Here is a 21,595-nt window from a genome sequence, read left to right as displayed (position 1 = left end):
TTTGTTAAAGAGAGGAATTCAGGCTATGATAGAAACATTGATTACCAGTCGAAAAAATGAGATGATTTCGCACGCAGCAAAACTTTTATCAGGAGCTGCGGCGCGGCGTGAGCAAGGAGCTTTTCTTTGCGAAGGCGCACGGCTTTGCGCAGATGCAGCCAAAAGCGGGATGCAGATTCAAAAAGCTTTTTATACTGCTCATGCGGCAGAAAAGTATGCTTCTTATCTTGCTAAAATCCGTGAAAAAGCAGAGCAAGTTTATGAGATTTCTCCGCATATTGCGCCGCTTTTATCTGATACCAAACAGCCGCAGGGAATTTTTTGTGTCTGTACGCTTCCCTGTGAATCAGAGCAGACAGAAATTTTTCTGCAGACAAAAGCTTCCGGCTGTGTGGTTGCTCTGGAAGAGATTCAGGATCCGGCAAATCTGGGAACGGTACTTAGAACAGCAGAGGCACTGGGAGAAAAAGCGGTCTTACTTTGTGGAAAAGGCTGCGATCCCTATTCTCCAAAGGTACTTCGGGGCAGCATGGGAGCGGTTTTTCGTCTTCCAATGATTTCAATTCCAAATTTTGCAGAAGCAGCGCCGCTTTTAAAAAAATGTGGGTGGACTCTTTGGGCTGCAGTTCCGGATTCTGATGCACTCAGGGTGACAGAAGCCGATTTTTCGAAGCCTTCTGTTATGGCGGTTGGAAATGAGGGAAATGGACTTTCTAAAGAAACGATTGCCCTTTGTCAGCCGGTTACCATTCCAATGCTAGGACGCGCAGAGTCTTTAAATGCTTCTGCGAGTGCGGCAATTCTGCTTTGGGAAATGATGCGGGGGGGAGCTTCCCGTGAATAATCAGGCTTATTGGGTTTGGATGCAGCAGGCGATTAGTTCCGGAGGAGGAAAGCTGCGGCCGATTTTAGAACGCTATGGCAGTTTGAAGGCTTTTTATGAAGCGGGAGAAAAAGACTGGAGAATAGAATCTTCAATTGGACGCTCAGAACTGCAAAAGCTTCGCAATTTTTCGATAGAACAAGCCGAAAATCAAATTGAAAAAGCGTATGCTGCGGGGCAGAAATTAATTTGTTATGAAGATGAGGAATATCCGCAGTGCCTACGCGAAATTTATGATGCGCCACTGGTCCTTTATTATCAGGGAACGTTTCCGGATCTGAGTCATATCCCAGCAATCGCAATCGTCGGAACACGAAAATCAACAGAAAATGGTCGCCGAATCACACGAAGTTTTGCACGCGATCTTGCAAAAGCCGGTGTCGTTATTGTCAGCGGCGGTGCCATGGGAATTGACCAAAGTGCTCATCGGGGTGCAATAGAAGGCGAAGGAAAGACAATTTCTGTGCTTGGCTGCGGGATTGATTTTCCTTATTTAATGGGAAGTGCTCCCCTGCGAAAAGAAATTTCAGAGCACGGAGCGCTCGTATCCGAATATCCACCGGGAATGCCTGCTTTAGCGGCTCATTTTCCGGTTAGAAATCGAATTATTTCCGGGCTTTCTATAGGAGCCTTGGTGGTGGAAGCCGCAGCTCACAGTGGCTCACTGATTACGGCGAGAGATGCACTGGAACAGAATCGAGATGTCTATGCTGTTCCGGGAGGACTTGAAAGCACTTTCTCAGAGGGTACTAATCAGCTCATTAAAGATGGAGCTACCTTAGTTACGGGTGCGGAAGATATTTTAAAGGATTTGGAATCCCGCTATGACTGGGTACGAGAGCCATCTGCTTCTCCTTTGGACCAGACTGCTTTGGCAGCACCGGAAGGGCTTTCTCCAGATGGGGAGAGCGTATATAAAGTACTTACCCGTATGCCGCAACATATTTCGGTGCTGCAGGAAAAAACTGGTCTGCCGGTTGCAAAATTGATGGCGGCGCTCACCGAACTTGAGATTCAGGATGCGGCCACAGAATGCGAAAATAATCGCTATAAAAGGGCAGAGCAGGAGTTGTAAATGTGATTTTTTAAGGTGCTAGACTGGACAAATGGTCCATAATCTGGTATGTTACCATAAGAATTTATTTTTTGGATTGTCATTAGAAATGGGGTGTCTTATTTGTCAACGTTAGTGATTGTGGAATCTCCCGCAAAAGCGAAGACAATTAAAAAATATCTTGGATCCGGCTATGACGTGATCGCTTCAATGGGTCATGTGCGTGATCTTCCGAAAAGCCGACTGAGTGTTGATATAAAACATGATTTTAAACCAAAATATGAAATTATCAAGGGCAAGGAAAAACTGGTTGATGAGCTTCTCGATAAGGCCAAAAAAAGCGATGCAGTCCTTCTGGCAACGGACCCTGATCGCGAAGGAGAAGCAATTTCATGGCATCTTGCCTATTTGCTTGATTTAGATACAAATGCGATAAACCGTGTTACATTTAACGAAATTACAAAAACAGGAATTACAACCGGTATGGAAAACCCGCGTTCCATTGATTTGAATTTGGTAAATGCACAACAGGCCCGCAGAATCTTGGATCGTTTGGTGGGTTATAAACTTAGTCCGTTCCTTTCACAGAAAATTCGCAGAGGACTTTCTGCAGGACGTGTACAGAGTGTTGCGGTGCGCATCATTGTAGATCGAGAAAATGAGATCCGCGCTTTTCAGCCGCAGGAATACTGGACGATTGACGGAAAGTTTACGCCTGCAAAGGGAACTTCCCGCAGAGTGTTTGCTGGTTCTTTCTATGGAAATCAAGATGGTAAGCTGGAGATTTCCTCAAAAGAAGAATCTGATCAGATCCTTGAAAAATTAAAAGACGCCGAATATATTGTTACAAAAGTGAAAAAAGGAACCCGCCGCAAATCTCCGGCATCTCCTTTTATCACTTCCACCCTGCAGCAGGAGGCAAGCCGCAGACTTGGTTTTACTGCGAGAAGAACCATGAAGGCCGCACAGGAACTTTATGAAGGCGTCGAAATTTCCGGCCAGGGTGCAGTGGGCTTAATTACTTATATGAGAACCGACTCCCTGCGCCTTTCCGAAGATGCGATCAATGATGCTTCAAAGTATATTGAACAGCGTTGGGGCAAAAAATATCTTCCAGACAAACCACGTCATTATAAAGCAAAGGCTAATGCACAGGATGGTCATGAAGCAATTCGTCCGACTGTGGTTTCTTTAGAACCGGATAAAATTAAAGAAAACCTTTCTAATGATCAATATAAGCTTTATAAATTGATTTGGGAGCGGTTCCTTGCCTGTCAGATGAGCAACTGTATTCAGGCAACTACACAGGCAGAAATCAGTGCAAATGGATATCTATTTAAAGCGAGTGGATATACCGTTACATTTGATGGATTTACGGTACTTTATGAGGAAAAGAAAGACGATGAATCCGAAGAAAAATCAGGAATTTTACCGCCTCTCGAAGTTGGAATGCCGATTCACTGCAAAGAGATTGGGGGGAATCAGCACTTTACACAGCCGCCAGCCAGGTATACAGAAGCAAGCCTCATTAAAGCTTTGGAAGAAAATGGAATTGGACGTCCGAGTACCTATGCAGCAACTATTAGCACAATTACCGGCAGAGAATATGTTGTGCGGGACGGCAAAGCCTTAAAGCCTACTGAATTGGGAGAAGTCATTACAAAGCTGATGTGTGAGCGTTTCCCTAAAATCGTGAATGTGAAGTTTACAGCACAGGTCGAGAGCGAACTGGACGGGGTTCAGGGCGGAAAGAACGATTGGGTAGAAACCCTGCATCAATTTTACGGGGATTTTGAACAGACTTTAAAAAAGGCAAAAGAAGACATGCAGGGAGTTAAGATTCATTTAAAAGAGGATGAGACTGACCTGATCTGCGAAAAGTGTGGTCGCCCGATGGTCATTAAAACCGGACGTTATGGGCGCTTTATCGCTTGCTCCGGCTATCCGGAATGCAAAAATGTCAAGAAGTTGGTACAGGAAAACGGCGCGGATTGTCCGAAATGTGATGGACGTGTCATTGTGAAGAAGACAAAACGCGGACGGGTTTTTTATGGCTGTAGCAATTATCCGAAATGCGATTTTGTTTCATGGGACGAGCCGGTCAAAGAGAAGTGCCCCCGCTGTGGAAAAACGCTTCTGAAAAAGAAGGGGAAACACCCCAAATATTATTGCATTACACCGGACTGCGGATATGAACGCATTGAGGAGAATGAAGAATGATTACCGTGATTGGAGCGGGACTTGCCGGTTGTGAGGCAGCATGGCAGATCGCTCAGGGCGGAGAAAAAGTTCATTTGGTAGAGATGAAACCAGCGCATTATACGCCGGCACATCAAAATCCTGATTTTGCAGAGCTTGTCTGTTCCAATTCTTTAAAAGCTGCACGCCTAAATAGCGCTGCCGGTCTTTTAAAGGAAGAGATGCGGCAGATGGGGAGTCTCTTGGTGCCGATTGCATTTGATTGCAGAGTCCCGGCGGGCGGCGCGTTAGCGGTAGACCGTCAGAAATTTTCTGATGCCGTGACAAGTGCGATCCGAAATCATCCGAATATTGAAATCGAAGAAAAAGAAGTCGAAAAAATCCCCCAAGATGGCATTACGGTGACTGCCACAGGTCCTCTCACAGCAGGACCGCTTGCGGGACAGATTGATTTGCTTTGCGGCGGGACTCTTCGCTTTTTTGATGCGGCCGCCCCGATTGTAACTGCGGAAAGTCTCGATTTCTCAAAGATTTTTTCGGCTTCCAGATATGATCAGGATACAGAGGGAGATTATCTCAACTGCCCTATGAATCGGGCTGAATACGAAGCCTTTTATGATGCATTGGTAAATGCAGAGCGGGCGCCGGTTCATGGGTTTGATGCACGCGATCCGAAGGTTTATGAGGGATGTATGCCGGTGGAAGTGATGGCACAACGAGGAGCAGACACTATTCGATTTGGACCGTTAAAACCGGTTGGTTTGCGCGATCCTCATACCGGACATCGTCCATGGGCAAATGTACAGCTGCGCCGAGAAGATGCTGCCGGAACACTTTATAATTTGGTCGGCTTTCAGACAAACTTAAAGTTTGGAGAGCAAAAACGTGTTTTCGGAATGATACCGGGTCTGGAGCAGGCGGAATTTGTGCGTTATGGAGTGATGCACCGAAATACTTTTTTAAATTCTCCTAAGATTTTAAATGCTGCTTTTCAGATGAAAACGGAACCAAGGCTCTTCTTTGCCGGACAGATGACCGGCGTGGAAGGTTATATGGAATCTGCGATGAGCGGCCTTTTGGCAGGAAAAAATGCGCTGCGGTATCAGCAGAAAAAGCCGCTTTTCATCTTGCCGAAAGTTACAATGTCAGGTGCGCTTGCTCATTATGTGGAGGAAGGCGGCAATGCTGATTTTCAGCCAATGGGCGCAAATTTTGGCATTCTTCCACCGCTTGGTGAAGTTATACGGGATAAAAAAGAACGATACAGTGCTTTTTCCCAACGCGCATTAAAGGCACTGAAAGAACAGATCGAATCAGCTTGACAGAAATGGGAAAGAGGGAAGCTATGAAGATTATCGTAGATGCTTTTGGCGGAGATTATGCACCGCTTGAAATTTTAAAGGGTGCTACAAAGGCCGTAGAAGAACTGGATGTGGAGATCCTTTTAACGGGGAAAGCGGATATTATTAAAAAGGCAGCGAAAGAAAATGGCATAAATCTGTCCCATATGGAAATCCTGGATTGTCCTGATGTTATGCCGATGGAGGATCCGGGGACTGAAATCCTGAAAAAGTGGAAGAATTCTTCCATGGCAGTTGGGTTGTGCGCTTTGGCAGAAGGAAAAGGGGATGCCTTTGTTTCTGCTGGAAACAGTGGTGCACTTACGGTTGGAGCCACTTTTCTTGTCAAACGAATTCATGGAATTAAGCGAATTGGGTTTGCACCGGTTATTCCGGATGGCAAAGGCTGTTTTATGTTGATGGATGGCGGGGCAAATGCGGACTGCAAACCGGAAATGTTGTATCAGTTTGGCCTGATGGGTGCACTCTATATGAAGAAAGTTATGCAGATTGAAAATCCAACGGTCGGACTTTTGAATGTAGGTACAGAGGAGCATAAGGGCTCTTCTTTGCAGCAGGAGGCCTATGCTCTGCTCAAAAATTCGAATCTCAATTTTGTGGGCAATGTGGAAGCCCGCAGCGTTAACGGTCATGCATGCGATGTGCTGGTAGCAGATGGCTTTTCCGGCAATGTATTCTTAAAAACTTATGAGGGCACTGCCATGATGGTAATGGAAAAGTTAAAGGGAGTTTTAACGAAAAACTTGAAGACGAAATTGGCAGCAGGGCTAATGCTCAGTGATTTAAAGGGACTCAAGAAAACAATGGACTATAATGAATACGGAGGAGCTCCTTTAATGGGATGTGCAAAACCGGTATTCAAAGCACACGGAAGTTCTAAGGCAAAGACTTTTTATAATGCGCTTCGCCTTACAAAAGCGTATGTAGAAGGAAACATTGTTTCTGAAATTACAGAAAGTATTACTTCTATGAAAAAAGCAAATTCGGATGTAAAGGAAGGGAAGCATGAAACGGTATGAAAGAACTGCAAGAATTAGAGAAAGCGATCGGATATTCATTTCGTAATCCGGCGCTACTCAAAAATGCGTTGATTCATTCCTCTTTTGCAAATGAGACAAAGGCGCCATTAGGGAGCAACGAGCGTCTTGAATTTTTAGGAGACAGCGTATTGGGTTTTGTAGTGGCGGATTATCTTTACAAACATTTTCCGGATTGGCCTGAAGGTCATCTGACAAAAACAAGAGCAACTTTGGTTTGTGAAAAAGCTTGCTGCGGATTTTCTCAAGAGATGGAAGTTGGAAAATATCTTTATTTAAGCCATGGAGAACAAAATAGCGGTGGGCGCACTCGCTCTTCTATCTTGGCGGATGCGTTTGAGTCAATTACAGCTGCAATCTATTTGGATGGAGGCTTAACACCTGCAAGCGAGTTTATTCTTCGGTTTGTGCTGCCGGCTTTAAAGACTTTGCATCAGAAAGCGCCGTTTAAAGATTATAAGACAAAATTGCAGGAGATTATCCAAAAAAATCCTGGAGAGACACTTTCCTATCTTCTTACCGGCGAATCCGGTCCCGATCATGATAAACATTTTATGGTGGAAGTCCACCTAAACTCCAATGTGATTGGAAAAGGCGGCGGACGCAGCAAAAAAGAAGCGGAGCAGCAGGCAGCGCGGGAAGCGTTGGAGCTGATGGGATATTGAGTGCGACGGTTGGACTATTTGTCCCAAATTTCGGTTGTCCGCATCGATGCAGTTTTTGCGATCAGCATATTATTACCGGACAGCAGAAAATGCTGACTCCGGAAGAAGTGAAAAATGCCGCAAACATTGCATTAAAAAGTCTCGGAGACCGTGCAGCGAAAACGGAAATTGCCTTCTTTGGGGGCAGTTTTACAGCGTTACCTGAAAAACAAATGATTTCTCTTCTGGAAGCAGCGTGGCCTTTTGTAAAGAGTGGCCAATTTCGCGGAATCCGTTGTTCTACAAGACCGGATTGTATTTCCCCGGAGATTTTGAAGACCCTTTTGACATATGGCGTTACCACGATCGAGTTAGGTGCGCAGAGTATGGATGATCGTGTCCTTTTTCAAAATGGCCGGGGGCACACAGCGGGACAGGTTAGAAAAGCTTCAAAGATGATCCATGAGGTCAATATTTCACTGGGACTGCAGATGATGACAGGGCTTCCGGGAGATACAGCCGAGGGAGCAAGAAAAACAGCGAGAGATTTTTCTGAGCTTTCTCCTTCGGAGGTGCGTATCTATCCAGCTTTGACATTAAAGGGAACCGAGATGGAGAAATGGTATCGCGAGGGGGCTTATTGCCCGCCGTCTCTGGAAGAAAGCATGGAACTTTGTGCTGATCTTTTGGATTTCTTTGAGAAACAAAAAATTCGTGTCATTCGTTTAGGACTTCATGATTCGCCGGAACTTAAAGATAAGTTAGTAGCGGGGCCTTATCACGCAGCTTTTCGAGAGCGCTGCGAGAGTCTTCGCTGGTATCGATATTTTTATAGAAAGCTGCAGGGAAAAAAAGAGGACTCGTTTGTTTTCTATGTTCCAAGACGACAGATTTCGCAGGCAATCGGACAGAATCATGAAAATATTAAAAAATTGGCTGCTTTAGGGTATCGTGTAAAAATTCTTCCGCAGGAGGTGAACTGATTGCTTTTAAAATCTTTGGAAATACAGGGATTTAAAACTTTTCCGGAAAAGACGGTTTTAACCTTTCATGATGGGATTACGGCGGTCGTAGGTCCAAACGGAAGTGGAAAAAGTAACATTAGCGATGCGATGCGCTGGGTGTTGGGGGAACAGTCTACCCGCACGCTGCGCTGTACGCGGATGGAAGATGTGATTTTTAACGGTACTCCAGGAAGAAAGCCGATGGGGTATGCAGAAGTGACCCTGAATATCGATAATCAGGATCGCCGACTGCCGTTTGATAAAGATGAAGTATCCGTTACCCGGCGCTATTATCGCAGTGGAGAGAGCGAATATCGCATCAATAAAGTGAATGTCCGGCTGAAAGATATCAATGAACTTTTTATGGATACCGGATTGGGTCGTGACGGATATTCGATTATCGGACAGGGTAAAATCGACACGATCGTTGCTGCCAAAGGGGAGGATCGTCGGGAGGTTTTTGAAGAAGCAGTCGGAATATCTCGTTTCCGTTACCGCAAAGAAGAAAGCGAGCGAAAGCTTTCTGCGGCCGAAGAGAATTTGTTGCGCTTAAACGATATTCTTTCTGAGTTGGAAAGCAGAGTAGGCCCGCTAAAAGAACAATCCCAAAAAGCACAGGAATTTTTAGATTATTCTGGAGAAAAGCGTACGCTTGAAATTGGTTTGTGGCTTCATACACTTGGAAAATCGGGGAGAATTCTGAAAGAGCAGGAAAATAAAATCGCTTTGGCACAGGCTCAGCAGGAAGCTGCGGCAAAAGCGCTGGATGATCTGCAGGAAAAAATCGAGCAGAACTTTTCAGAATCCTCTAAGGCCACTGCAAGAGCTGATGAGATTCGCCAGCAGATTTCTTCTTTGGAGGCGGAAGCAGTTCAGAAAGATGGAGAGGCAGATGTCTGTTTGGGAGATGTGCGTCATGCAGAAGAGATGATGAAACGTCTTCAAATAGAATTAGAAAATTCCCAGAATGATCGGTCTCGTTTGGAAGAAGAGATGACTTCCTATCAGGCAGAGATTTCGCAGAAGCAGCAGCAGATAGAAGCACTTAATCAGACAATGGCTCAAGTGAACGAAAAGCTGGATTCTCTTCGCCGAACAATGAATGAAGCTTCTGCACAGATCGATGATCTTTCTCGTCAGATGACCGCGTTATCTCAGCAGGTGACTGAGGCAAAGGTTCGTGAAACCGCTTCTGTTTCCTCTATTTCCGAAATCGGAATGCGCCTTTCAGTTGTTGAAGAGACCCTGAAAGCCAAAAGTCAAAAGAGAGAGGAATTGGAACTTTCTTTTGAAGAAAGCGGAAAAATGCTGGAAGAGATGGACACCAAAATATCTGCCTTGCAGAATACAGTCCGCGGATATGAGCTGCGCCTTCTTTCCCGCCGCAAAAAAGCCGATGAGCAGAAAAAAGAGGCCGAACAGCAGCTTTTAGAAGCGAAAGAAACCGATCACCGTATTAAAGTTTTGGAAGACCTCGAACGCAATCTGGAAGGGTTTGCGAAGAGTGTTAAAATAGTGATGCAGGAAGCGAAGCATGGAGTCCTTACCGGCATTCATGGACCTGTTTCGAGAATCCTCTCGGTGCCGGGAGAGTATGCGGTCGCTCTGGAAACAGCGCTTGGCGGTGCCATGCAGTATGTTGTCGTTGAAAGTGAACAGGATGCAAAGACGGCAATCCGGCTCCTAAAAAAGAAAGATAGCGGACGTGCTACATTTTTGCCGCTGACTTCTGTTCATGGCAAAAGCCTGCAGGAAAGAGGTCTTTCTCAGTGCGGAGGATTTGTTGGAATTGCTTCAGATCTTTGTTCCTGTGAGCCAAAATATGATTCGGTTCGAGATAGTCTGCTCGGAAGGATTGTAGTCGCCCAAAATTTGGATGATGCGGTAGAAATTGCAAGAAAATTTTCTTATCATTTTCGCATCGTTACGCTGGATGGACAAGTTGTCAATGCCGGAGGATCACTGACCGGCGGTTCTCTTGCCAGAAATTCCGGCCTTTTGCGCAGAGCTTCTGAGATCGAAGAGCTTCGCAAAAAAGCAGTGGAGCAACATCAAAAGGCAAAAGAATCCGAAGAGAAATATCATCATCTTTCCGAAGAGACTTCAGCAGCACAAGCTTCTCTGCAGGGAACACAGGGAGAACTTTTAACAGCACAGGAAGATCGAATTCAGCTCAGATCGAACCGCGACCGGTTGAAATCGGATTTAGATGGAATGATTTCGGACTGCACGCAGCTCCAAGCAGAGAAGGAATCTGCAGCAGATCGCCTTAAAGAGCAAGAAGAAAACCGTCGCGCTGCAAAAGAAGAAGAGGAAAGCATCGCAGAAAAAATTGCGGAGATTTCCAAGAAGATGGAAGAAAAAAGCGGGAATCGGACCGACTTTAATCAGCAGAGCGACGATTTGTCCGAAAAGTGCCAAACGATTAGGATGGAGATTTTGGGCGAAGAAAAAGATGCAGATTCTCTGCGCCAAAAAGTGGAAGAATTACAGCAGCAGAAAATCAACCATATCGATCATGCAAAGGCACTCGGAGAAGAAATTGAGTCTTTAAAGGAGCAGCGTGAGCAGGCTCAAGAAAAGTCGGATTCTCTCAAAAAGCAAGCAGAATCTCTGCGTGAAACGGCAAAAACACAGACGCAGCAGATCGATTTTCTCAATGAGCACCGGATGAAATTGGAACAGGAAAGCACGCAGCTTCGCCGTCAGGAACGAGAAAAATCGGAAGAGAAGGAACTTTCCGGCCATGATTTGGCGCGTCTCGAAGAACGGCGTGATAATCTGCAGAAAGAGTATGATTCTATTATCTCAAAACTTTGGGAAGAGTATGAGATGACCCCACGGGAAGCAAAAGAATCGGCTCCCGAGATTGAAAATCCTCCGGAAGCACAGAAACGTCTCAATACCCTGAAAGGAAAGATCCGCGCCCTCGGCAATGTCAATGTTTCTGCAATCGAGGAATATAAAGAAGTCAATGAGCGCTATGAATTTATGAACACACAGGTACAGGATATCGAAAAGAGTCGTGATGAACTTCATCATCTGATCGGAGAATTAACACATCAGATGAAAGGACAGTTTCAGGAGGGCTTTCAGAAAATCAGTGCCTACTTTAGTTCTACTTTCCGTGAACTTTTCGGCGGCGGAACCGCTTCTCTCTCACTCAGTGATCCTGAAAATCCCTTGACGAGCGGAATTGAAATTCAAGTGCAGCCGCCCGGCAAGATCGTTGCACATATCGAAGCCCTTTCCGGCGGTGAAAAAGCACTCGTTGCGATTGCTCTTTATTTTTCCATTATGAAAGTAAATCCGCCGCCGTTTTGCATGCTGGACGAGATCGAAGCGGCTCTCGATGATGTTAATGTTGATCGGTTTGCGGCTTATCTGCGCCGCATGAATGCACAGACACAGTTTATTGTGATTACGCACCGGCGCGGCAGCATGGAAGAAGCCGATATGCTTTACGGTGTTACCATGCAGGAGGAAGGAATCAGCAAACTTTTGGAATTACATACCAATGAAATTGAGAAGGAACTGAATGTTTCCTGAAAGGAGAAAATATCACCATGGGCTTTTTTGATAAAATTAAAGCGGGATTGAAAAAAACCCGTGACAGCATGAGTCACAATGTGATGAGTATGCTCCATTCGTTTACAAAGATCGACGAAGATCTTTTTGAAGAATTGGAAGAGCTCCTTGTAATGGGAGATGTGGGAGTTGAAACCTCTCAGCATATCTGTAACAAGTTGCGTGAAAAAGTGAAAGAACGTGGAATTACCGACCCGAATGAAGTGATGGAACTTCTTCGAGAGACAGTGGCAGATATGCTGCGCGGCGGGGAAGAGCTCAATCTTCGCACGAAACCTTCTATCATTCTGGTGATCGGAGTAAATGGGGTCGGCAAAACAACGACCATTGGAAAACTTGCCAATCGGTTAAAATCGGAGGGCAAAGAGGTGATCCTCGGGGCAGCCGATACTTTTCGTGCAGCAGCAATTGAGCAACTGCAGGTTTGGGCAGAACGTTCCAACTGTGAGATGATCAAACAGAAAGAGGGCAGCGACCCGGCTTCTGTTGTCTTTGATACTATTTCGGCGGCAAAATCCCGTGGAGCAGATGTGATTATCTGTGATACGGCGGGGCGTCTTCATAACAAAAAGAATCTAATGGAGGAACTTGCAAAGATTCATCGGGTGATCGAACGGGAACTCCCCGATGCCGATCAGGAAATCCTGCTGGTTCTGGATGCAACAACCGGACAGAATGCAGTTAATCAGGCAAAAGAATTTAAAACTGCTGCCGGAATCACAGGAATTGTTCTTACCAAATTAGACGGAACCGCTAAAGGCGGCGTCGTCCTTTCGGTAAGAGAAAATCTGGGAGTGCCGGTTAAATTTATCGGTGTAGGAGAGCAGATTGACGATTTGCAGCCGTTTGATGCGGATGCGTTTGCAACGGCTCTTTTTGAGCGCACACCCGAAGACTCCGAATCAGAGTGAAAGGAAAGATCCGTATGAAATTTGTGATGGCAACACATAATCCGAATAAAGTGCGTGAACTTTCCCGAATTTTAGAGCCGCTTGGAATTGAAGTAGTGCCGGCCGAGAATTTAAAAGAAGTGGAAGAGACAGGGACTTCTTTTGAAGAGAACGCGTATCTAAAAGCAGCTGCTGCCTGTAAGGAAACCGGCTTTCCGGCAGTCGCTGATGATTCCGGACTCTGCGTTCATGTTTTAAATGGTCAGCCGGGCGTCCATTCTGCACGGTGGGCAGGCCCTAATGCAGATGACAATGACCGAAATCAAAAATTACTTGCTGCGTTAAAAGATGTGCCCCCAAAAGACCGTCTGGCAACTTTTGTCAGCGTGATTTGCTGTGTCTTTCCAAACGGCGATATTCTGACTTCTCGCGGAGAATGTCAGGGAATCATTGCAGACGAGCCTCACGGAACAGACGGATTCGGATATGACCCGCTTTTTTTGGTGGGAGAAAAAACTTATGCGCAGATGACGGCACAAGAAAAAGATCAAGTGAGCCACCGCGGCAAAGCCTTGCGACGGTTTGCAGAAAATTTAAAAAGTTATAAGGAGAAGCACCATTTATGCTGACAAGTAATCAGCGCGCTTATCTGCGCGCTTTGGCAAATCCGATCGATACGATTTTGATGGTCGGAAAATCTGGAATTTCCGCCGATGTTATCAAGCAGGCAGACGATGCTCTTTTAAAAAGAGAACTGATTAAAGGAAAAACATTGGAAACCTGTGAACAAACAAGCAGAGAAACAGCTCAAAAGATTGCAGAAGAAACAAAGAGCGAAATTGTACAGGTTATCGGCCGAAAATTCGTTTTATATCGCAGAAATGACAAACAACCGAAAATAACCCTTCCCAAAACGAAGAAAAAAGGATAGAATAAAAAAAGCTTGATGCTTTTTGTTCCAGAGGGGACGCACAGTGAAAAGACTTTTAATTTATGGCGGAACTTTTAATCCGATTCATCGGGCGCATCTGCATTTAGCAAGGGAATTTCAAAAACGGATCAATGCCCAAAAAGTGATTTTGATTCCAGCAAGAATTCCGCCGCATAAAGAAGCTCCAAATCTTGCAAGCGGAGAAGACCGCTATCAGATGTGTTGCCTTGCAGCAAAAGAGGAATCCGGATTTGAAGTCAGCGATATGGAACTGGTTCGCGAGGGGCCAAGCTATACTTCCGATACGCTGGAGCAGATTTCCCGCGAGCATCCTGATTGTGAGCTCTTCTTTGTTACTGGAGAGGATATGTTTCTCACGCTTCTTACATGGCATGATTCTCAAAAGATTCTGAAGAATGCCACGATCTGCGGGGCACCAAGAAGTCGGAGTGGCCTTTTCAGAATGCGGGCCTATGCAGAAAAGCTCAAGAATTACGGCGGCAAAACGCTGATAGAAGATATTTCTTATTTGCCTATTTCTTCTACAATGGTGCGGGAAGCCCTTCAAAAAGGGGAGAATATCAGAAAATTAGTTCCGGATTCCGTTGCGGATTATATTGAAAAACATTCTTTATACCAGGAGCGAAAACATGAATCTTACACCTTATGAAAACTTGATTCGGCCGCTTTTATCAGATGGCCGGTTTTATCACAGCCAATGTGTCAGCAGACGTGCAGGAGAACTCGCAAAACAGTATGGTGCTGATCAGGATAAAGCAGAGATTGCAGGAATTCTTCATGATATTATGAAAGATATTCCGAAAGAAAAGCAACGGGCGTTGATGAGAAAATATGGAATCGCCTTGACGCCGATAGAAGAAAATGCGCCGAAACTTTGGCATGCAATGTTGGGACCCGCTTATCTTAAAAATGAGAAGATTATTTCGGATCCGGAGATTTTGGATGCTGTGCGGTATCATACAACAGGACGTGTCGGTATGACACTTTTGGATCAGATCATTTTTGTTTCTGATTTTATTTCTGATGACCGTGATTATAAAGGTGTAGAACAGCTTAGAAAAACAGCGGAAAAAGATTTAGGTGAAACACTTTTGGAGGGAATGGTTTTTACCATTCGAGAGCTTTCCGAGATGTGTGCGCCAATTCATCCGGATACGATTTCGGCTTATAATGAGATTGTACTGAATCGAATGAAGAAAAACAAAAAGAAAGGCTGAAGAAGAATGGAGTCAAAAGAGTTGGCCCAAGAGGCTGTACGGATTCTGGATCGGAAGAAAGGAAAAGAAATTCGGATGATCGAAATTCGAGAGATTTCTTCTCTTGCGGATTATTTCGTTTTGGCAACCGGTACCAGCAGCACACAAGTAAAAGCATTGGCAGATGAAGTGGAAGTGCAGCTGAAAGAGAAGGGCGAATCGCCGGTTCGCACAGAAGGATATCGCAGTCATTCCTGGATCCTGATCGATTACGGAAATGTTGTGGTTCATGTATTTACCACAGAAGCGCGGCATTTTTATGATCTTGACCGACTGTGGCAGGATGGAACACAAGAGGATCTTTCAGATCTTCTCAGTCAGGAATAAAATCAGTATAAAGTGATAGGGGCGAATCGAGAAATGAAATACGATCATAAAAGAATTGAGGAAAAGTGGCAGAAGGCATGGGAAAAATCCGATGCTTTTCATGCGGAAAATAATAGTGATAAAGAAAAGTTTTATGCGCTGATCGAATTCCCATATCCCTCTGGACAGGGGCTTCATGTCGGGCATCCGCGTTCCTATACTGCAATGGATATTATTGCGAGAAAGCGCCGTTTGCAGGGATATAATGTCCTTTATCCGATCGGCTGGGATGCTTTTGGCCTTCCTACCGAGAATTTTGCAATTAAAAATCATATCCATCCCGCCGAAGTGACCAAGAAAAATGTTGCTCGTTTTAAGCAGCAGCTTAAAAATTTGGGGATTTCTTTTGACTGGGATCGGGAAATTAATACTACAGATCCGGAATATTATAAATGGACGCAGTGGATTTTTCTTCAGCTTTATAAACATGGTCTTGCCTATAAAAAAGAAATGAGCGTCAACTGGTGTACCGGCTGCAAATGCGTGCTTGCAAACGAAGAAGTTGTAGAAGGCGTCTGTGAACGCTGCCACAGCGAAGTCGTTCATAAGGTTAAAAGCCAGTGGATGCTTAAAATTACCGCTTATGCACAGCGCCTAATTGATGACCTCGATTTGGTGGATTATCCGGATCGGGTTAAGATTCAGCAGAAGAACTGGATTGGCCGTTCTACTGGCGCTGAAGTTGATTTTAAAACAACGGCCGGAGATCTTCTGACCGTTTATACGACTCGCCCGGATACGCTTTACGGCGCTACTTATATGGTTATTTCTCCGGAGCATCCTTACATTGAAAAATGGGCAGATAAAATTCAGAACATGGATGAAGTCAAAGCCTATCAGGCAGAAGCTTCTAAAAAGAGTGAATTTGAACGTGCCGAAGTACAGAAGGAGAAGACTGGGGTTCGGCTTGCCGGTGTTTCAGCGGTGAATCCATTGACGCAAAAAGAAATTCCAATCTTTATTTCCGATTATGTCCTGATGACTTATGGCACCGGCGCTATTATGGCTGTGCCGGCACACGATACCCGTGACTGGGATTTTGCAAAGAAATTTGGACTGCCGATCGTCGAAGTTGTAAAAGGCGGCGATGTACAGAAAGAGGCATTTACCGATTGTGCTACCGGAGTAATGGTCAATTCCGGAATCTTGAATGGCCTTACCGTAGAAGAAGCCAAGGAAAAGATTAAGCAATATATTGAAGAAAAAGGCTTTGGGCGCAGCAAAGTGAACTATAAGCTGCGTGATTGGGTTTTCTCCCGTCAGCGCTATTGGGGCGAGCCAATTCCGATGGTTTACTGCGAAAAATGTGGTTGGGTTCCTCTGCCCGAAAGTGAGCTGCCGCTGAGACTGCCGCAGGTTAAAAGCTATGAGCCTACGGATAATGGGGAATCTCCTCTTGCTCATATGGAGGATTGGGTCAACACCACTTGTCCGCATTGCGGCGGCCCTGCGAGGAGAGAAACAGATACCATGCCGCAATGGGCAGGGTCTTCCTGGTATTTCCTGCGTTATCTTGATCCGCACAATGATAAGGCGCTTGCAAGCAAAGAAGCCATGAAATATTGGATGCCGGTCGATTGGTATAACGGCGGCATGGAGCATACAACACTTCATTTGCTTTACAGCCGTTTTTGGCATAAATTCCTCTATGATATTGGCGTCGTGCCTTGTCCGGAACCGTATGCAAAGAGAACAAGCCATGGCATGATTTTGGGTGAAAACGGAGAAAAAATGAGTAAATCCCGCGGCAACGTGGTGAATCCGGACGATGTTGTTGATGAGTACGGTGCGGATACCATGAGGCTTTACGAGATGTTCATTGGAGATTTTGAAAAAGCGGCCCCGTGGAGCACCAAGAGTATCAAAGGCTGCCGTCGTCTTGTTGAGCGGTATTATGCACTGCTCGATGTGATGACGCCGGAAGAAACTATTCGCCCCGAGATGGAAGTGCCTTTCAATAAAACAATTAAAAAGGTCAGTGAGGATATCGAAAATCTGAAGTTCAATACGGCAATCGCTGCCATGATGAGCTTGATGAACGAGATTAATGCTGCTGGCTCGATCACTCATAAAGAACTTGAAATTTTCACTCTGCTCTTTAATCCTTTTGCACCTCATGTGACGGAAGAAGTTTGGGAGCAGCTAAAGATAAACGATAAGATGGCATGTCAGCAGGCATGGCCTTCTTATGATGAATCCAAATGTAAAGAAGATACGATTGAAATCGTGGTCCAAGTGAACGGAAAAGTTCGCGCACGTTTGAACGTTGCAGCGGATATTTCAAAAGAGGATGCTTTGGCAGCAGTGAAAGCGGAGCCAAAGATTACAGAAGAACTTTCCGGCAAAAAACTTTTGAAAGAGATCTATGTTCCGGGCAAACTTGTCAATTTGGTTGCTAGATAATTTTAGTTTCGTTTTATTTGTTTAAAAAGATCCCATCGATTAAAGGCGGAATTCATTTTCTACCTTTTATTGATGGGATCTTTCTGCTTGAAAAAGATAAAAAAGCAGCACCGATTTTAATGGCGCTGCTTTTGATGTTTTTGACAGAAGAGAAATGTCCTGAACGTTTCATTCGGATTTTTCAATTGCTTTTTTAGGAGTGATTTTTTTCGGCTTTGATGTTGTGCTTTTTGCTTTAGAAGCCGCCATTTTGGCTTTCTTTTCTTTTTTAGGAGTGAAATCTTCCATCAGTTCCAGTGCCCACTCTTGGTTATCCCCATCTGTATTTTCCCAAAGCTGCAAATTAGCGCCGGCAATAGAGGAAATACCAACGATATCCAGATATTTTTCGGCAGCAATAGATTTGATTTTATAAGCACCGGCCGTTCCGGTAGATTCAATTTTCCAAAGCTGCGTGGAAGCATTTGCTTCTTCCCATTGGTGGAGCCAGCAACCATTTTTAGTTCCGCCTTCGATCACATCGAAGAATTTATTGGTTGCCTTGTTGCGAAAGCGGCAGGTGGATTTTTGACCGGGAATAATCATCCACAGCTGACTGTCAGAATTGTTTTTATCATTGACTTCCAGCAGTATTCCGCTTTCCATTGCGGCATCGCATACATCGATCGCTTTTCCGCTCTGCTTTGAAACAATTCGATAATACTTTGTCTGAGAGGCAAATTTTGCGGTTACATTTCTTTTTGTCATAGCGGATACGCTCCCTTTCTAAAAACTTCTCTGAATTTGGATTTATTATAGCATTCGATCACATAATGTCAACTAATTCTCTCATAAAGCTACGGTCTGAAAGTTTTTGAAAGGAGAATCTTTTCTTTATGATTGCTTTTTAAAGATGATTCCGCTATCATAGAAATTGTGCAATTTTTAGTCGATTTTGAGAAGAGGAGAAAAGATTTTGAAAACTTCCCGTGAGAAGCAGGCTGTTATCATGATGGCGGTATGTGCGGCACTTTGGAGTACTGCCGGAATTTTTATTAAATTGATTCCATGGCATTCGATGGTAATTTGTGGACTTCGCAGCTTGCTTTCAGCAGTCGTTGTTTATATATATATGAAATATCAAAAGATTCCGATTTGTTTGACGAAGCGTTCGGTTCTGGCCAGCTTTACTTTGGCCCTTACTTTTATCTGTTTTGTAATTGCCAATAAGCTGACGACGGCTGCCAATGCGATCGTGCTGGAATTTACTTCTCCAATCTTTATTCTAATTATGAATGCATTGGTTTTCCATCAGAAAATTCGCCATGCAGATGCACTTGTTGTAGGGATTACAATGTGTGGAATCACGCTTTTCTTTTTTGATCAGCTTGGCAGCGGAAGCCTTCTTGGAAATTTTCTGGGCGTTTTTTGTGGCTTTTGTGTTGCCTGTACCTATGTCTTTTTCGGGCAAAGCGGAAAGAACGAGCGAATGTCTGGAATCTTTTTAGGCCTTTTGATATCGGGGGTAATTGGGCTGCCGTTTGCTTTTTGGACACCGATGGAGATAACAGTACAGAGCGTTCTTACGATTTTGGCGTTGGGAATTTTTCAGCTCGGAATTCCTTATGTGCTTTTTGGACTTGCAACGGGAGATTGCCCTCCGCTTGCATGTAATTTGATTGGAGCAGTTGAACCTTTGCTAAATCCTATTTGGGTGTTTTTATTTAATGGGGAAAAACCAGGAACTTTTGCGCTGATTGGAAGTGTCATTGTGATTTTCGCAGTGACAGGTTGGTGCATTTTGCAGGATCGTACTTTAAAACGGGAACAACAGTGTTAAGACCGAATGGTTGATGATAAAACGGGCAGGAAAGGATTAAAAATATGAAAAAAATTTATCCGCAGGTTGCGGTCAGTAAAAAAGCGGAAGCTTTTCTTTTGATGGGACATCCCTGGGTTTATGATACGGAAGTTACGCCCATAGGAGAAGTTGCAGAAGATGGAGGGCTTGTCACAATTCATTCTCAGAAAGGAAGCTTTCTTGGGACAGGCTTTTATAATTCGCACAGCAAGATTCGGGTACGGGTGCTTTCCAGAAATGCGAATGATGAGATCAACGAAAGATTCTTTGCTCGTCGCCTGCGCTATGCCTGGGAATACCGAAAAAGTATTATGAAAGCGGAAGATTTGGATGCCTGCCGTATTATTTTCGGAGAGGCGGATCAGATGCCTGGTCTGACAGTCGATAAATTTCATGATATTTTAGTCACCCAGACATTGTGCCTTGGAATGGAAAAATGGAAACCGGTTATTTTTGAGGCACTTTATCAGATACTAAAAGATGACGGAATTGAAATTCGCGGAATTTTCGAACGCAATGATGTAGGAATTCGAGAGCTGGAAGGGATGGAACAGGGAAAAGGATTTTATCCTTTAAAGGAAGTGGAGATTCCATCTTCCTGTGAAGTCCCGATTGTGGAAAACGGTATTCGTTATTTTGTAGATTTCGAAAACGGACAGAAAACGGGTTTCTTTTTGGATCAGAAGTATAATCGACGCGCAGTTGCACAAATTGCAAAAAACAAGAAAGTGTTGGATTGCTTTACCCATACAGGTTCATTTGGTTTAAACGCGGCTAAGGGCGGGGCACAGCATGTTCATGCAGTGGATATCAGCGATGATGCGATTAAAATGGCGCAAAGAAATGCAAAAGAAAATCACCTGGACTCCAAAATGAGTTTTGAAACGGCAAATGTTTTTGATCTGCTTTCCAGCCTTACACCAAAACAATACGATTTTATCATTTTGGATCCACCTGCGTTTACAAAGAGCCGCAGAACGGTAGAACATGCAGCACACGGCTATTTAGAGATCAATGAACGTGCAATGAAGCTGCTGCCTCGTGGAGGATATCTTGCAACCTGTTCCTGTTCCCATTTTATGACGGATGAACTGTTCCGGAAAATGCTGCGGGAGGCATCCTCAAAAGCGTGTGTTTCTCTGCGGCAGATTGAAGAAAGACAGCAGGGACCGGATCATCCGATTCTGTGGAATGTCCCCGAAACAGACTACCTAAAATTCTATTTATTTCAGGTAGTCTAAACGAAAGGAGGAGCATACATGCCATTTGAAACCATGTGGCAGGATTTTCTTTTGTGGATACAAGGGGCGTTGCCAAGACTGATTGGTGCACTTCTGATCTTTGCAATCGGCTGGAAACTCAGTGACTGGCTGATTCGGATTGGAAAACGTATGCTGAACCGCACCGGTGTTGAGGCTGGCTTTGTTACGTTTGTAGGTTCTTTACTGAAAATTTTGCTGAAAGTAATCGTTGTGATTGCTGTACTGGATCAGCTCAATGTGAATGTCAGTGCAATCGTGGCGGCAGTTGGCGCGGCCGGAGTGACTGCGGCATTGGCTTTAAAAGATAATCTCAGCAATGTTGCATGTGGAGCGCAGATTATTTTGACAAAGCCTTTTAAAGTGGGGGATTATATCGCTGTGGACAGTACCGAGGGGACTGTTATGCGAATCGAAATGATGTTTACTGTTCTGAAGACCTTTGATAATCGAGAAGTTGTGATTCCTAATTCTACTTTAACGGCGGCTGTGATTACGAATTATACCGCGATGGAAAATCGTATGCTCGATCTTACCTATGGAATTTCTTATCAAGACGATTTGTTGGCGGCAAAAGCAGTACTGCAGAAATTAGCAGAAGAGAATCCAAAAATTTTGAAAGAGCCGGCTCCGATGGTGGCTGTACGAGAGCATGGAGCAAGTGCGGTGCGTCTGCTCCTTCGTGTTTGGTGCAAAACAGCCGATTATTGGCCGCTGTACTATGAAATGCAGGAACAAGTCAAATTGGCGTTTGACCGTGCCAAACTTACCATCCCGTTTGATCAAGTTGATGTTCATCTGAAAGATGAGATAAAAGAGTATCATCCAGACAAATAGTTCTTAGCAAATCACACAAATA

At 44.6% G+C, this 21,595-nt stretch carries 19 protein-coding genes; 18 read left to right on the top strand and 1 reads right to left on the bottom strand.

Going from position 1 to position 21,595, the window contains the following annotated elements; genetic code table 11:
• Window positions 1-25 precede the first annotated feature (25 nt).
• The 15 genes from OP489_RS07665 to leuS all read left to right on the top strand — a co-directional run bounded on the left by OP489_RS07665 (window position 26) and on the right by leuS (window position 17,637).
• Complete coding sequence (locus OP489_RS07665; protein WP_266161369.1) at window positions 26-844, top strand: TrmH family RNA methyltransferase; 819 nt, start codon at window positions 26-28, stop codon at window positions 842-844.
• The gene (gene dprA, locus OP489_RS07660) at window positions 837-1,958 is read left to right on the top strand and encodes a DNA-processing protein DprA (protein WP_266161367.1); all 1,122 of its coding nucleotides are present in this window, start codon (window positions 837-839) and stop codon (window positions 1,956-1,958) included. Before OP489_RS07665 ends, dprA begins: the two co-directional genes overlap by 8 nt.
• Before the next feature lie 102 nt (window positions 1,959-2,060).
• A complete protein-coding gene (gene topA, locus OP489_RS07655) occupies window positions 2,061-4,157 on the top strand; it encodes a type I DNA topoisomerase (protein WP_266161366.1) in 2,097 nt (698 codons plus the stop codon).
• Window positions 4,154-5,458, top strand: coding sequence for a methylenetetrahydrofolate--tRNA-(uracil(54)-C(5))-methyltransferase (FADH(2)-oxidizing) TrmFO (gene trmFO, locus OP489_RS07650; protein ID WP_266161365.1), 1,305 nt, complete (start codon window positions 4,154-4,156; stop codon window positions 5,456-5,458). Before topA ends, trmFO begins: the two co-directional genes overlap by 4 nt.
• A 23-nt stretch (window positions 5,459-5,481) precedes the next feature.
• Entirely contained in the window at window positions 5,482-6,516 is a 1,035-nt protein-coding gene (plsX, locus tag OP489_RS07645; RefSeq protein WP_266161364.1) for a phosphate acyltransferase PlsX, read from the top strand.
• The gene (rnc, locus tag OP489_RS07640; protein ID WP_266161362.1) at window positions 6,513-7,199 is read left to right on the top strand and encodes a ribonuclease III; all 687 of its coding nucleotides are present in this window, start codon (window positions 6,513-6,515) and stop codon (window positions 7,197-7,199) included. Before plsX ends, rnc begins: the two co-directional genes overlap by 4 nt.
• Window positions 7,196-8,161, top strand: a complete 966-nt coding sequence (locus OP489_RS07635; protein WP_266161360.1) for an elongator complex protein 3 — start codon at window positions 7,196-7,198, stop codon at window positions 8,159-8,161. The genes rnc and OP489_RS07635 overlap by 4 nt, the downstream gene beginning before the upstream one ends.
• Complete coding sequence (smc, locus tag OP489_RS07630) at window positions 8,162-11,731, top strand: chromosome segregation protein SMC (protein ID WP_266161358.1); 3,570 nt, start codon at window positions 8,162-8,164, stop codon at window positions 11,729-11,731. It begins immediately after the preceding gene.
• Window positions 11,732-11,748: 17 nt separating this feature from the next.
• A complete protein-coding gene (gene ftsY / locus OP489_RS07625) occupies window positions 11,749-12,681 on the top strand; it encodes a signal recognition particle-docking protein FtsY (protein ID WP_266161357.1) in 933 nt (310 codons plus the stop codon).
• A 14-nt stretch (window positions 12,682-12,695) separates the two neighbouring features.
• Window positions 12,696-13,289 (top strand): RdgB/HAM1 family non-canonical purine NTP pyrophosphatase, encoded by a 594-nt coding sequence (gene rdgB, locus OP489_RS07620; RefSeq protein ID WP_266161355.1) that lies wholly within the window; start codon window positions 12,696-12,698, stop codon window positions 13,287-13,289.
• The gene (gene yhbY, locus OP489_RS07615) at window positions 13,283-13,591 is read left to right on the top strand and encodes a ribosome assembly RNA-binding protein YhbY (RefSeq protein WP_266161354.1); all 309 of its coding nucleotides are present in this window, start codon (window positions 13,283-13,285) and stop codon (window positions 13,589-13,591) included. Before rdgB ends, yhbY begins: the two co-directional genes overlap by 7 nt.
• 43 nt (window positions 13,592-13,634) lie before the next feature.
• Complete coding sequence (nadD, locus tag OP489_RS07610; RefSeq protein WP_266161353.1) at window positions 13,635-14,261, top strand: nicotinate-nucleotide adenylyltransferase; 627 nt, start codon at window positions 13,635-13,637, stop codon at window positions 14,259-14,261.
• Window positions 14,242-14,829: a bis(5'-nucleosyl)-tetraphosphatase (symmetrical) YqeK gene (gene yqeK / locus OP489_RS07605; RefSeq protein WP_266161351.1), complete on the top strand. Its 588-nt coding sequence runs from the start codon at window positions 14,242-14,244 to the stop codon at window positions 14,827-14,829. Before nadD ends, yqeK begins: the two co-directional genes overlap by 20 nt.
• A gap of 6 nt (window positions 14,830-14,835) precedes the next feature.
• On the top strand, window positions 14,836-15,195 hold the full coding sequence (gene rsfS, locus OP489_RS07600; protein WP_266161349.1) for a ribosome silencing factor: 360 nt from the start codon (window positions 14,836-14,838) through the stop codon (window positions 15,193-15,195).
• Window positions 15,196-15,228: 33 nt separating this feature from the next.
• Window positions 15,229-17,637, top strand: coding sequence for a leucine--tRNA ligase (gene leuS, locus OP489_RS07595; RefSeq protein WP_266161347.1), 2,409 nt, complete (start codon window positions 15,229-15,231; stop codon window positions 17,635-17,637).
• Window positions 17,638-17,805: 168 nt separating this feature from the next.
• Here the strand turns inward: leuS and OP489_RS07590 are convergent, their stop codons facing one another.
• Window positions 17,806-18,384 (bottom strand): RICIN domain-containing protein, encoded by a 579-nt coding sequence (locus tag OP489_RS07590; RefSeq protein ID WP_266161346.1) that lies wholly within the window; start codon window positions 18,382-18,384, stop codon window positions 17,806-17,808.
• 208 nt (window positions 18,385-18,592) lie between these two features.
• On the opposite strand from OP489_RS07590, the gene OP489_RS07585 reads away from it, so the two are divergent.
• Genes OP489_RS07585 through OP489_RS07575 form a run of 3 tightly spaced genes read left to right on the top strand, consistent with a single transcriptional unit; the run spans window position 18,593 to window position 21,573 of the window.
• Window positions 18,593-19,456 carry a DMT family transporter gene (locus OP489_RS07585; RefSeq protein WP_266161344.1) on the top strand — a complete coding sequence of 288 codons (864 nt, stop codon included), beginning with the start codon at window positions 18,593-18,595 and terminating at the stop codon, window positions 19,454-19,456.
• Window positions 19,457-19,500: 44 nt separating this feature from the next.
• The gene (locus OP489_RS07580; protein ID WP_266161342.1) at window positions 19,501-20,718 is read left to right on the top strand and encodes a class I SAM-dependent rRNA methyltransferase; all 1,218 of its coding nucleotides are present in this window, start codon (window positions 19,501-19,503) and stop codon (window positions 20,716-20,718) included.
• An 18-nt stretch (window positions 20,719-20,736) separates the two neighbouring features.
• Window positions 20,737-21,573, top strand: coding sequence for a mechanosensitive ion channel family protein (locus OP489_RS07575; RefSeq protein ID WP_266161341.1), 837 nt, complete (start codon window positions 20,737-20,739; stop codon window positions 21,571-21,573).
• The last annotated feature ends 22 nt before the right edge of the window (window positions 21,574-21,595 follow it).

It is taken from the genome of Caproicibacterium sp. BJN0003 (genome assembly GCF_026314295.1).
GTDB lineage: Bacteria > Bacillota > Clostridia > Oscillospirales > Acutalibacteraceae > Caproicibacterium.
This window is presented reverse-complemented; position numbering and strand designations above follow the sequence as displayed.